Here is a 12,777-nt window from a genome sequence, read left to right on the forward strand (position 1 = left end):
CCCCAGACACCGCGCAGGCAGCTCCGGATCGTAAAAAGGCCCGGCGGCCAAATGTCATGCTCTTGGATGGGTTCCGATCTGTCAAATCTGACGCCTCCTGACCTCAACTCAGGTTGTAGTCCTTCGTATTTAAGATGGGTTTAATCCTTCCAACGTATTTCAGAGGATGTGAACACAAACAGAACATCCAGCGCGACACACCGCGGCCGTTTTTCTGGCATTGTCACGCGCCTTCGGCTGCTTTTCGTGCTGCTGGGTGTCGTGACCATAGCCGCTTGCGTGGCTGGTCTGATGCAGTTACGCCAGATATCTGCCGCACAAAAGGCACTCAATGACCGGGCCCTTCCCGCCCTGATCCAGACCCAAACGGTTGAACGCAGCTTGAATGATATGTTCTTGGCGCTCGAACGGGCCACCTACGCCGAAAATGAGGTCGATCTTCGCACCACTCAGATGGAACTGGCAGATCGAATCACCTTGTTTCGAACCGCCATCCATGAGGCCGCACGCATTCAGGGACGCGCCAACCCCTCCGCCGCGCTGATGGCCGAATTCACCGAGTTGGAGATAACCATCACGCAATTGGTCGCCGGGCAGAGACAATTGTTCGAGACCGAGACACGGCTGGCGCGTTTGCGGGACGAGCTGGAAGACATCGGCGCCCGGGCCAGCGAGGCTCTCACCAAACTGCGGTATGATACGACGGTGCAGATCGAGAGCATATTGACCAGCGCGCGGTCCGGCGTGATATCCCAGACGGATACGATTGATCAGCTCTTTTCAGATCTCTTCCTCGCCTCGCTCAATCTGGCAAGTCTCAAAACGGATCTTGATGCGGTCATTGACCTGTCTCTCAGCGCAACAGACTCAGACTCCGCCGAGCTGGATCGTGGTCTGAACGCACATCTTGAGATGAGTTTGAACCGTATGGCCGCTGTGCTGTCACAGCTCAGCGCCAGCCCGCAGCGTCGCAGCCTGGCAAGTCTGACACTCCGTCTGAATGATTTGATCCTGGCAGATGAGGGCCTGCTCGCCATTGCGGAGGCGAAATCGACCTATCGGGACGAACTTCTTGATCTGCGCGTGGCGCGCGCCGACATCACGCGCGAAGTTAAGCAGTTCATCGACATCATGGCTGCAGACGCCAATCTATTGGTGGCAGACCGGTCCAAGCGCCTAAGCGACGCGACACGGCTGCTGTCCATTGTCTTGATGGTCTGCGTCTTTCTCGCGGCGATGGCAACGCTGCTGGGCAATTCCATTGTCATCGAAAAGCAGATCAACCGACGCATGGAAAAGCTTCGAGAAGCCGTATGCGCCATTGCAGACGGTGATCTCGACCATCCTATCGATATCGCTGGCAATGACGAATTGGCCGACATCGCGCAGGCGCTTCATATTTTCAAGCAAAACGCCGAAGAATTGCGGCGCTCAAATGTGGATCTGGAGCGATTTGCTTATGTTGCCGCACATGACCTGCGCAGCCCGCTGAGGGCCGTGCAGGATCTGGTGGACTGGACCTTGGATGACGAGCAGACCGCCCTATCCGAAGAGAGCAGGTCTTACATGGACATGGCGCAAAGTCGTGCGCGACGGCTCGACCGGCTTCTGACCGACCTGCTTGACTATGCACGGACAGGACAAGAACGGCATGTCATGACAGAAGTGGATGTGGAGGATTTGGTCACGCAGGTGTCCGCCATGATCTCTCCACCCAAGTCTTTCCAGATTTCTTTCGAAGGAGACTTACCTGTCCTGCGAACTTTCAAGACACCGCTGACGCAAATTCTGATAAATCTGATTTCGAATGCCATCAAGCATCATGATCGGGCGGACGGAAAGGTTGTTGTCTCCGCCAGGCAAGATCTGAACCGGCTGGTCCTTGAAGTTTCAGATGATGGCCCTGGCATTCCGGTAAAGTACCAAAACCGGATCTTCGAGCTGTTCCAGACCCTGCGCCCGCGCGACGAGGTTGAGGGCAGTGGGATTGGGCTTGCGATTATCGAGAAGATTCTGGAGCGATACGGCTCGCACCTCGCGGTGGTGTCAGACCCCGAAACGAAACGCGGCGCCGCTTTCCGGTTCGATTTCCCGATTGACCACATCGTGGAAACATCTGTTCGGCCATCGGCAACAGCCGCCTGAGGAGCTCTCAATGGAACTTGCACTGAAAGCGAACACGACGACCGAAGCGACTTTTCTGCTCATCGACGATGACCTGATCAGCATCATGTCGATGAAAAGGGCGTTGAAAAAACTAAAGATCGTGAACAAGACACTTGTCGCCAAGGACGGTCAGGAGGCGCTCGACATCTTGCGACAGGCCGTGGTCGCCGGGGCCGGGAAATTGCCCCCTTTCATTGTGACGCTGGACATTAATATGCCGCGGATGAATGGGATCGAGTTTCTTGAGGCAATCCGCGCCGATCCATGTTTACAGCGGTTGGTGGTTTTCGTTTTCACGACCTCGGACATGCCAGATGACGTGCAGTCGGCCTACAGCAAGAACATTGCAGGGTATCTTGTGAAGGACGATCTGGGAGATAAACTCGCCGATGCTCTCGACATGCTCGGCAGCTACGCCCGCATCGTGGAACTGCCCGTTTGATCAATCGATACGACCACACCACTCTCCACAACCTGATTTTTCTACGTCTGGAGTGACGCATTCGGCGGACCGCCCACATCAGACCTACGTAATCATACATATGAGATGTGAGGACACGCCATGACGAATGTCCGACCGGATGTATAAGTCAGGCCCGCATGTCCATCCACACTGCGGATGACGCAAACAAGTCGAAGATGACACCTGGCCAACGGAGGTCAAAGGGCCGCTCGATTCGAAGCTTTTTTAGGGCAAGCCCATGAGACACGTACGAAAAGAGAGACCCATGCTCGTACCTGGCTCAAAAGAGGATGAGCGCTGGCCTTCAAGTGCGACAGCCAACCCTCCTGATGCGGGTAATCTATCGCTTACACTCATTTGGCCCAGCCAGCCACATGAGTTGGGTTCAAACGCACCGGACAGGGCGCAGAACGAAAAAGGGCCCACCTCCCGGCGGGCCCTCAAAACTTGGTGATAAGCGGCGCTTACATCATGCCGCCCATGCCGCCCATGTCGGGCATACCGCCACCGGGGGCTGCGCCTTCCTTGGCAGGCTTGTCAGCAACCATAGCTTCGGTTGTGATCAGCAGACCCGCAATGGAGGCTGCGTCCTGCAGGGCAGTCCGCACCACTTTCGCGGGGTCAATCACGCCGTAAGAGAACATGTCACCATATTCTTCGGTCTGCGCGTTGAACCCAAAGGCCGCATCATCGCTTTCACGGATCTTGCCAGCCACAACGGAGCCATCCACGCCCGCGTTCTCAGCGATCTGACGCAGCGGCGCTTCCAGAGCCTTGCGCACGATGCCAATGCCGACGCCCTGGTCGTTGTTCTCGCCTGTCAGACCTTCGAGGGTCTTGCCAGCCTGAACCAGAGCAACGCCGCCGCCGACAACGATGCCTTCTTGCACGGCCGCACGTGTCGCGTTCAGCGCATCGTCCACACGGTCCTTGCGCTCTTTCACTTCCACTTCGGTCATGCCACCGACGCGGATCACCGCAACACCGCCAGCCAGTTTGGCGACGCGTTCTTGCAGCTTCTCACGGTCGTAGTCGGATGTGGTCTCTTCGATCTGCGTGCGGATCTGAGCGACGCGCGCTTCGATCTCGGCCTTCTCGCCTGCACCGTCGACGATGGTGGTCTCGTCCTTGGTGATCTGCACTTTCTTGGCCGAGCCCAGCATGTCCATGGTCACGGACTCAAGCTTCATGCCCAGGTCTTCAGAGATGACCTGACCACCGGTCAGGATCGCGAGGTCCTGCAGCATCGCTTTGCGACGATCACCGAAGCCCGGTGCTTTAACAGCAGCGATTTTCAGACCACCACGCAGCTTGTTGACCACGAGGGTCGCCAGCGCTTCGCCTTCGACGTCTTCGGCCACGATCAGCAGCGGCTTTTGCGACTGGATCACCTGCTCAAGCAGCGGCACCATCGGCTGCAGCGAAGACAGTTTCTTCTCGTGCAACAGCACGATCGCGTCTTCCAGCTCAGTGGTCATCTTGTCAGAGTTGGTTACGAAGTAGGGGCTCAAGTAGCCGCGGTCGAACTGCATGCCTTCGACAACGTCGGTCTCTGTCTCGAGGCCCTTGTTCTCTTCGACGGTGATCACACCCTCGTTGCCAACTTTTTGCATCGCGTCTGCGATTTGCTGACCGATTTCGGCTTCGCCGTTGGCGGAGATGGTGCCAACCTGCGCCACTTCGGCGCTGTCGTTGACTTCGCGCGAGGCCGCTTTGATCGCTTCAACCACTTTGGTGGTTGCCAGATCGATGCCGCGCTTGAGGTCCATCGGGTTCATGCCCGCTGCAACCGACTTCATGCCTTCTTTCACGATGGCTTGAGCCAGAACGGTCGCTGTGGTTGTGCCGTCACCGGCTTCGTCATTGGTGCGGCTGGCCACTTCCTTGACCATCTGCGCGCCCATGTTCTCGAATTTGTCTTCCAGCTCGATCTCTTTGGCCACAGAGACACCGTCTTTGGTGATGCGCGGCGCGCCAAAGGATTTGTCAAGAACCACGTTGCGGCCTTTGGGGCCCAGGGTCACCTTGACCGCGTCTGCCAGGATGTTCACACCCTTCAGCATGCGGTTGCGGGCATCGGTGTCGAATTTGACGTCTTTTGCCATGTTGTTTTCTCCTCTTGAGAATAAATCAGTCGCGATGTGAGGTCAGAGCAGCCGCTTGGCTTACTCGATGATCCCCATGATGTCGCTTTCCTTCATCATCAGCAGCTCTTCGCCATCGAGGGTCACCTCGGTGCCGGACCACTTGCCGAACAGGATCTTGTCGCCAGCTTTCACAGCCATTTCGATCAGCTCGCCGCTGTCCTTGCGCGCACCTGCGCCCACTGCAACGACTTCACCTTCGGAAGGCTTTTCTTTCGCGCTGTCGGGGATGATCAGCCCGCCAGCAGTTTTCTCTTCGCTTTCTGTGCGGCGCACCAGCACCCGGTCATGAAGCGGTTTCAATGCCATCTTTGCAGCTCCTTAAGGCTCAAAGTTTCTCCCAGTTGATCCGAGCGACATTGACCTGCACCCGGACCATTAGCACTCAATAGATCCGAGTGCTAACGGCGCATAGCTAGGCAAGCCCCTGCTCCCTGTCAACCAATCGTTTTGTGAAAATTCGGGTGTTTCGGCGCTTTTTCGTCGCTGCTCTGCAGCATCATTTGCGCAGGTCAGCGCGCGCCCAAAACCTCTGCACTGGCCTTGACGGCCGCAGCCCCTGTCGGGGTCAGCCCGTAAATGCCGGTGGCTACGCGTTCAAACCAACCATAGTGATCATCCGCCATCATCCGCGTGGCGCGCGGCACCCCGGTTTCCCGTGCCACATCCGCGCCCTTGCTGGCCCCGGCCTCAAAGAGATAGAGCGCCAGCTTCAACGCGTCCTGCCGATACGCGGTAACGAGGCCCACACGGGTTTGCCCGCCATCGTTCGGGTCCCCCTGCCGCCGGGCAAACTCCCGCAACAGCGCGCCCTGCCGAGTCGTGGATTTGCGCGGCTGAAACGGCCCGGGATCACAATGCACCTGCACCAACCCATCCGAAAGCCGCACCGTAATCAGCCCCAATCCAAGGCGCCGCGCCAATTTCACATTGTCCTTCACCGCTTTGGCAAACCGTTTGCCCGGCTGGCGCGGCACGGCCAAATAGACATCTTCGGTCAGCGCCTGCCGCGCGATGCATTGGTGAATGAGCGACAGAGAGAAGCCGAGTTTCAGCTCAACCACCACCGGCGGCTCACCGCCCCGAACGGCCACAACATCTGCCGCCCCCACTTCGGATTTCACCACATAGCCCTGATCTTCCAGGAAGCTTTTGACCGGGGGGTAAAGGTCGGTTTCGCGCGGCTTCGACATGAGAGACATCTAACACCACCCGCACACAAGCGCCAAGCAGCCCGCCGTGTTAATCGCGTTCTGCGCAGGGCGTGACAACCCAGACGCGCGCTCCTATAAGGCGCGCAAAATGACCCTTCAAATTTTAGGATTCTCCATGACCACGCTCGTTTTTGGCCACAAGTCCCCCGACACCGACAGCACCGGCTCTCCGATCATCTGGTCGTGGTACCTCAACCAGATCAAAGGCGTTGCCGCCAAACCCGTGCTGCTCGGTGAGCCCAACACCGAGGCGCTGTTTGTGCTGGACCGCTGGTCGCTGGAGAAGCCCGAGATCATCACGGACGTGGCCGCCGATACGCCGGTGGTGATCGTCGACACCAACAACCCCGCCGAGCTGCCCGCAGGCATCAATGACGCCGATATCCAGGGCATTATCGACCACCACAAGCTGGTGGGCGGGCTGGAAACAAAAGGCCCCATCGATATTCGCATCGAACCGCTGGCCTGCACGGCCACCATCATGTGGAAGATGATCGGCAAGGATATGGCGCAGGCGCCCACAGCGGTGAAAGGCGCGATGCTCTCCTGCATCCTCAGCGACACGCTGGAATTCCGCAGCCCCACCACCACGCAGGAAGACAAGGCCATCGCGCATGATCTGGCGAAAGATCTGGGCGTGGATATCTCCGAATACGCGGCTGAAATGTTCGCCGCCAAATCCGACGTCTCGGCCTTCTCCGAAGCGGAACTGCTGCGCATGGACAGCAAGGAATATGCGGTGGGCGGCAAGCAATTCCGCGTCTCCGTGCTGGAAACCACGTCACCTGCGCAGGTGCTCGACCGCAAGGACGCGCTGATGGCCGCCATGCCCGGCGTGGCGGACGAGGATGGCGCAGATCAGGTGCTGCTTTTTGTTGTGGATATCCTGCAAGAAGAAGCAACGCTGCTGGTCCCCAACGATCTGGTGAAATCGGTCGCTGAAAAGAGTTTTGACGCCTCGGTCTCCGGCGACATCGTCGTGCTGCCCGGCATCATGAGCCGCAAAAAACAGATCATCCCGAACCTCAAAGTCTGAGACCTTCCCATGAACATGCAAAGAAGAGCGCTGACCTTGGTCGGCAGCATCGCAGCCTGCGTCACGCTGGCAGCCTGCGACGTGCAAGACGGTCAATACGCGCTCCCCAAATCGACCAGTACGCAGGCTCCGGCTGCAACGCCGGTTGCGGCCAGTCAGGTACAGATCTTCGAAGGCGAACCCAACCGGGCCTATACTGTGATCGGGCCTCTTGATATCGAAGTGAGCAAACTGACCGCCCTGCATCCGACACCAACGCGGGAAGCGGCCATCACAAGGTTGCAGGAAGCAGCGGGCCGCCTTGGTGCGGATGCCGTGATCAATGTCGTCATCGGTGAAAACCGAGTGATTTTGACCAGCTGGGGGTCGCGCCGGGCAACCGGCACAGCCGTGAAGTTCTAGCACGCCTCTTTGTGCAAACCGCTATCCGGGAAAGGCTGCTTCGATGACCAAAATCGTGAACGCGCTATCCGAAATCTCAGCGCAGTACGACGCGCTTTTTGTCGATCTCTGGGGCTGCGTGCACAATGGGGTGACCGCCCTGCCCGAGGCCGTTGCCGCGCTGAAAGCTTACCGCCAGAGCGGCGGCAAGGTAGTGCTGGTCACCAACTCACCCCGCCCGCGCGCCGGGGTGGAAAAGCAGCTTCAGGCCTTCAACGTGCCCGAAAACAGCTGGGACACAATTGCGACCTCGGGGGACAGTGCGCGTTCGGCCATGTTTCGCGGGGTCGTAGGCGAAAAACTCTGGCACATCGGCTATCCGGGCGACGAGCGGTTTTTCGAACCCATCGGCGTGGTGGAGAACCCGGTGAACGTGCGCGCCGTGCCGCTAGAGGAGGCCGAGGGCATCGTCTGCACCGGCCCGCGCGACCCGCTGGCCGACCCGTCGGTGATGCGACCCGAGTTCCTATTGGCCAAGCAGCGCGGGCTGAAACTGCTCTGCGCCAACCCCGATATCATCGTCGACCGGGGCGAGCAGCGCGAGTGGTGCGCAGGCGCGCTGGCGCAGCTCTATACTGAGATGGGTGGCGAGAGCCTCTACTTCGGCAAGCCGCATCCGCCGATCTATGATCTGGCACGACGCAGGCTCGCCGCATTGGGTACGGACGTGCCCGACACCCGCATTCTGGCCATCGGCGACGGGGTTCTGACGGACATTGCAGGCGCCATGGGCGAAGATATCGATTCGCTTTTCATTTCCGGGGGCCTGGCGGCGGCGGAAACAAAAACCGACACCCAACCCGACCCGGATGCGCTAACCGCTTATCTGGAAAAGGAAATGTCCAGTCCTACCTACACAATAGGGTACCTGCGCTGACCTATTTTTCTCTTGATTTTCTGCGCCTGCGAAGTAATTAAGTTTCAAAGATTACGGCGTAACGGTTAGAAAGTTACTGGAAGGGTCATCATGTTGGACAATCTGCCGCGCGGAACAATCTGCATCGAAGACATCGAGATGGGGATGTCGCGCTACCTGCAAAAGGTGGTGACTGATGAGGACATCGAGATGTTCGCGCAAATCTCGACGGACCGGAACCCCGTGCATCTGGATGATGACTATGCCCAGGACACGATCTTTCAGGGGCGCATCGCACACGGGATGTTGACCGCCGGGCTGATCTCGGCGGTGATTGGCGAACAGCTGCCCGGCCATGGCACCGTCTATATGGGCCAGTCGCTCAAATTCCTGGCACCGGTCCGCCCCGGCGATCTGGTGCGCGCCGAGGTCAAGGTGGTCGACATCGAAGTGGCCAAGCGACGGGTCAAGCTCGACTGCCACTGCGAAGTGGACGGCAAGAAAGTCCTGATCGGGGAGGCTATGGTGCTGGCGCCCTCCCGCAAGTTCGACTGATCACGGGCCACTCAACTGCTGCGCGGCTGCTTGCGTGTTCGCGCCTCGGGCGCTACGCAAGGCGGCATGATTACCATCCGTGACTACCAGTTTGTCGCCCCCGAACATCGCGGTGCCAGCGCCGCCATCGGCAATTTCGATGGCGTGCATTTAGGGCATCGCTCCGTGATCGAACTGGCGCGACAAACACAGCCTGACGCGCCGCTTGGCATCGTCACCTTCGAGCCGCATCCGCGCAGTTTTTTCGCACCTGAAGCCCCGGCCTTTCGCCTGATGAGCCGCGAAGCGCGCGCGCATCGGCTTGAGAAACTCGGTGTTGAGCGCCTGTATGAGCTGAACTTCAACGCGGCCCTCGCCGCCCTGACCCCTGAGGATTTTGCGCAAAAGGTCATCGCGACCGGGTTTGGCCTGAGCCATGTGGTCGTGGGGGCTGATTTCTGCTTTGGCAAGGGGCGCGTGGGTACGGCGGAGCACCTGCAAGAGTTCGGGCAGCAGATGGGCTTTGGCGTGACCATCGCCCCGCTGATGGCGCATACGGACAAGACCGTCTCCTCCACCGCGATCCGGCAGGCGCTGAGCGATGGGAACCCCCGTCTGGCGGCGGACATGCTGGGGCATTGGCACCGGATCGAAGGCCCGGTGATCAGCGGGGAGCAGCGCGGGCGTGAGCTGGGCTATCCTACCGCGAATATGTACATCGAAGGGCTGCATCCCCCTGCCTTTGGTGTCTACGCGGTGCTTGTGGATGTGCTCGACGGGCCGCATCAGGGCAGCTATCACGGCGTCGCCTCGCTGGGCGTGCGCCCGATGTTTGGTGAGAACCGGCCCAATCTTGAAACCTTCCTCTTCGATTTCAAAGGCGATCTTTACGGCACCCCGCTGTCCGTAGGCCTGGTCGAACATCTGCGCCCGGAAGAAAACTTCGATGGGTTGGAGGCGCTAATCACACAGATGGATGCCGACAGCGCGCAGGCCCGGCAGATCCTGGAGGCGCTGTGAGCGATCCGATTGACCGGGACGGGCTGGACGCGCGCTTCTGGGAGCGCAAGCCGCTCACCAAGATGACCCAGCGCGAGTGGGAAGCGCTGTGTGACGGCTGCGGCAAGTGCTGTCTGAACAAGCTCGAAGATGAGGAGAGCGGACGCGTGGCGCTAACCCGCATCGCCTGCCGGTTGCTGGACGATTCCACCTGCCGCTGCGCGCACTACGACAACCGGCATCAATTCGTGCCCGATTGCATTGTGCTAAAGCCCGACAACCTCGACACCCACGCCTATTGGATGCCGGAGACCTGCGCCTACCGCCTGCTCTGGGAGGGCAAGCCGCTCTACGACTGGCACCCGCTGATCAGCGGCAACGCGCAATCGGTGCATGAGGCGGGCGTCTCGGTGCAGGGCTGGACGCTCAGTGAGTTCGACATCCCCGAAGACGAGTGGGAAGAACATATCATAGAGGAGCCGGTCTGATGTTCTTTGCCTCCGACAACGCAGGTCCTGCCCTGCCCGGCGTCATGCAGCGCGTGACTGAGGCCAACGCGGGCTATGCCATGCCCTATGGCGCCGATGAGATCATGGAGGAGGTCCGCACGGCCCTGCGCGCGGTTTTTGAGGCGCCCGAGGCGGCGGTCTATCTGGTGGCCACGGGCACCGCGGCCAATGCGCTGGCGCTCGCATGTTATGCGCAGCCGTGGCAGACGGTCTTCTGCTCGGAGGTTGCGCATGTTCAGGAGGACGAGTGCAACGCGCCCGAGTTCTACAGCGGTGGCGCGAAGCTGAGCCTTGTGCCGGGCGGCGACAAGATGACACCCGAGACGTTGCGCGCGCGCATCGCGGTGGAAGAGACGCGCCGGGTGCATGGGCCACAGCGCGGCCCCGTTTCGATCACACAGGTCACGGAGCGCGGGCGGATCTACACGCTGGAGGAGTTGCATGGGCTGACCGGGGTCGCTCGGGAGTTCGGCCTGCCGGTGCATCTGGACGGCGCGCGCTTTGCCAATGCCCTTGTCGCGTTAGACTGCACGCCTGCCGAGATGACGTGGAAAGCGGGCGTCGATGTGGTCAGCTTTGGCGGAACCAAGAACGGTTGTCTGGGCGTTGAGGCGGTGATCTTCTTCGATCCGGCGAAGGCCTGGGAGTTCGAGCTGCGCCGCAAGCGCGGGGCGCATCTTTTCTCCAAACATCGCTATCTCTCGGCGCAGATGGCGGGCTATCTGGAAAACGGGGCCTGGCTCGACGCGGCGCGAACGGCAAACGCAAATTGCGCCCGGTTGGCGCAGGGGCTCGGCAAAAAAGGCGCCGAATTCCTGCACCCACCTCAGGCCAATATGATTTTTACACGCTTCCCACGGGGTATTCACCAACGGCTGCACGACGCAGGCGCGCGCTACTACATTTGGGAGGGCACGCTGGAAGGTGCAGACCCGGATGAGATGCTGACCGCGCGGCTGGTCTGTGACTGGTCGATCAGCACGCAGCAGATCGACCTATTCCTCAGCCATTTTGACAAGTGATCTGATCGCGCGCGCCACCTCGTCGGGGTGTGTGAGCGGCGACATATGCCCGGCCCCCGCGATCCAGGCGCGGCGCGCATTTGGCAGACGCCGCGCGAGGCTCTCATGGGTTGCATCGATGATATCAGCCGTTTGATCCCCCTGAATCAGCAGGCTTGGCATACTGGCACGGCCCAACGCACCGGGCGCCATCAGGCCCGCGTGATCCTCGACAATGGCCGAGGTCTGCGCTGCCACGAGGTGCACCCGGTCGGACAGATAAGTCTGGTTGCGCGCACTCATATCATCCCACCGCGTTCCGTCCCCCCAGAACTGGTTGAACAGGCGCGCGGCGCGGCGGTGATCTCCCTCCGCAAGGGCGTCAAAATAGGGTTGGGCCTCACGCTCATGAGCGTGCATGCGCGCCGGTGCATCCGCCATGGCTGCGGCAAAGAACACCGGTTCAATCAATGTCAGGCTGCGCACGCGGTGCGGCTGTGTGACGGCGAGGCGCAGCGCTATCGTCGCCCCAAATGAGTGCCCGATGACATGCATCGGAGCGGTGAGCTGCGCTGTAGCAGCCTGGGTGCATTGGTCATGAAAGTCACGCCTTGCGTCCCAATCCGCGCTTTGGCCATGCCCGGGCAGGTCGATCGCATGCAAGGTCAAACAATTTGAGAGCGCTGCACCCAAGCTGCGCCATGCACCCGAGTGGGCCAAAGTGCAATGAAGGGCTAGGGCCAGGGACGGCCCAGCCCCAAAGGTCTGAATGTGAGTGTGGGGCGAAGCGCTCACAAAGCTCCCGACAAGTGCAGATCCAGGTCTTCAATGCGGTCCTGACCCCAGAACCGCTGACCATCGTCGGTGATGTAGAAGGGCGCGCCGAAGACGCCGCGTTCCACCGCTTCTTCGAGGTTGGCGGCATAGGTCTCGGCCCCCAGCAGCAGGCCGCTGTCGGCCAGCGACGGATCGAACCCTGCCTCTTCAAGACAGCCCCGGACAACCGCATCTTCGGCGATGTCCTTGTCTTCCGCCCAGACCGACCGGCAGATCGCGTGCATCAGCTTGCCAAGATCGCCCGCATCGGCGTTCTGCGCGGCGATGAAGGCATAAGAGGATGGCGCGCCATTGGTCGGCCAATGGGCGGGCTTGAGGTTGAAAGGCATCTGCAACTTCTTGGCCTGTCGCACCAGCTCTTGCGCGCGGTACTCAACGCGGGAGATGTGACGATCCTTGGGCGGAGTGCCGCCGGTGCGCGAGAACAGGGCCATGATGTCGAAGGGCTTATAGGTCAGCGTGGCGCCATGCTTTGCCGCGACCTCTTCGGCACGATTCCCGGCCAGGTAGGCATAGGGGGACAGGGTCGAGAAAAAGAGATCAATATGCGCCATTTTGCGGCTCCTGACAGCTGTGA

General features: G+C 60.1%; 14 protein-coding genes. 9 read left to right on the forward strand and 5 right to left on the reverse strand.

Annotation, left to right across the window (positions count from 1 at the left end):
* Nucleotides 1-246: 246 nt before the first annotated feature.
* Together So717_RS19730 and So717_RS19735 are read left to right on the forward strand one after the other, a co-directional pair.
* Complete coding sequence (locus tag So717_RS19730) at nt 247-2,145, forward strand: sensor histidine kinase (protein ID WP_159980535.1); 1,899 nt, start codon at nt 247-249, stop codon at nt 2,143-2,145.
* A gap of 10 nt (nt 2,146-2,155) precedes the next feature.
* Nucleotides 2,156-2,608 carry a response regulator gene (locus So717_RS19735; protein WP_159980537.1) on the forward strand — a complete coding sequence of 151 codons (453 nt, stop codon included), beginning with the start codon at nt 2,156-2,158 and terminating at the stop codon, nt 2,606-2,608.
* Between the two features lie 485 nt (nt 2,609-3,093).
* Here So717_RS19735 and groL read toward each other — a convergent pair whose 3' ends face one another.
* The 3 genes from groL to So717_RS19750 form a co-directional block, all read right to left on the reverse strand.
* Nucleotides 3,094-4,734 (reverse strand): chaperonin GroEL, encoded by a 1,641-nt coding sequence (gene groL, locus So717_RS19740; RefSeq protein ID WP_159980539.1) that lies wholly within the window; start codon nt 4,732-4,734, stop codon nt 3,094-3,096.
* A 60-nt stretch (nt 4,735-4,794) separates the two neighbouring features.
* On the reverse strand, nt 4,795-5,082 hold the full coding sequence (gene groES / locus So717_RS19745; RefSeq protein WP_159980541.1) for a co-chaperone GroES: 288 nt from the start codon (nt 5,080-5,082) through the stop codon (nt 4,795-4,797).
* 203 nt (nt 5,083-5,285) lie between these two features.
* Nucleotides 5,286-5,966, reverse strand: a complete 681-nt coding sequence (locus So717_RS19750; RefSeq protein ID WP_159980543.1) for a DUF2161 domain-containing phosphodiesterase — start codon at nt 5,964-5,966, stop codon at nt 5,286-5,288.
* Nucleotides 5,967-6,102: 136 nt separating this feature from the next.
* Here So717_RS19750 and So717_RS19755 point away from each other — a divergent pair, with 136 nt between their 5' ends.
* From So717_RS19755 to So717_RS19785, 7 genes are all read left to right on the forward strand, one after another.
* Nucleotides 6,103-7,023, forward strand: a complete 921-nt coding sequence (locus tag So717_RS19755; RefSeq protein ID WP_159980545.1) for a manganese-dependent inorganic pyrophosphatase — start codon at nt 6,103-6,105, stop codon at nt 7,021-7,023.
* Between the two features lie 15 nt (nt 7,024-7,038).
* Nucleotides 7,039-7,425, forward strand: coding sequence for a heavy metal-binding domain-containing protein (locus So717_RS19760; RefSeq protein ID WP_238841111.1), 387 nt, complete (start codon nt 7,039-7,041; stop codon nt 7,423-7,425).
* 43 nt (nt 7,426-7,468) lie between these two features.
* Complete coding sequence (locus So717_RS19765; RefSeq protein WP_159980549.1) at nt 7,469-8,341, forward strand: TIGR01459 family HAD-type hydrolase; 873 nt, start codon at nt 7,469-7,471, stop codon at nt 8,339-8,341.
* Nucleotides 8,342-8,431: 90 nt separating this feature from the next.
* Nucleotides 8,432-8,875: a MaoC family dehydratase gene (locus tag So717_RS19770; protein WP_159980551.1), complete on the forward strand. Its 444-nt coding sequence runs from the start codon at nt 8,432-8,434 to the stop codon at nt 8,873-8,875.
* A 66-nt stretch (nt 8,876-8,941) separates the two neighbouring features.
* Nucleotides 8,942-9,874: a bifunctional riboflavin kinase/FAD synthetase gene (locus So717_RS19775; protein ID WP_159980553.1), complete on the forward strand. Its 933-nt coding sequence runs from the start codon at nt 8,942-8,944 to the stop codon at nt 9,872-9,874.
* Nucleotides 9,871-10,341: a YcgN family cysteine cluster protein gene (locus tag So717_RS19780; protein WP_159980555.1), complete on the forward strand. Its 471-nt coding sequence runs from the start codon at nt 9,871-9,873 to the stop codon at nt 10,339-10,341. The genes So717_RS19775 and So717_RS19780 overlap by 4 nt, the downstream gene beginning before the upstream one ends.
* Nucleotides 10,341-11,384 carry a threonine aldolase family protein gene (locus So717_RS19785; protein ID WP_159980557.1) on the forward strand — a complete coding sequence of 348 codons (1,044 nt, stop codon included), beginning with the start codon at nt 10,341-10,343 and terminating at the stop codon, nt 11,382-11,384. The genes So717_RS19780 and So717_RS19785 overlap by 1 nt, the downstream gene beginning before the upstream one ends.
* Here So717_RS19785 and So717_RS19790 read toward each other — a convergent pair.
* Nucleotides 11,358-12,158: an alpha/beta fold hydrolase gene (locus tag So717_RS19790; protein WP_174239073.1), complete on the reverse strand. Its 801-nt coding sequence runs from the start codon at nt 12,156-12,158 to the stop codon at nt 11,358-11,360. The two genes, So717_RS19785 and So717_RS19790, sit on opposite strands and share 27 nt — an antisense overlap.
* Nucleotides 12,155-12,754: a 2-hydroxychromene-2-carboxylate isomerase gene (locus tag So717_RS19795; protein WP_159980559.1), complete on the reverse strand. Its 600-nt coding sequence runs from the start codon at nt 12,752-12,754 to the stop codon at nt 12,155-12,157. The genes So717_RS19790 and So717_RS19795 overlap by 4 nt, the downstream gene beginning before the upstream one ends.
* Nucleotides 12,755-12,777: the final 23 nt, after the last annotated feature.

It is taken from the genome of Roseobacter cerasinus (assembly GCF_009811755.1).
In the GTDB taxonomy this organism is placed as follows: domain Bacteria; phylum Pseudomonadota; class Alphaproteobacteria; order Rhodobacterales; family Rhodobacteraceae; genus Roseobacter; species Roseobacter cerasinus.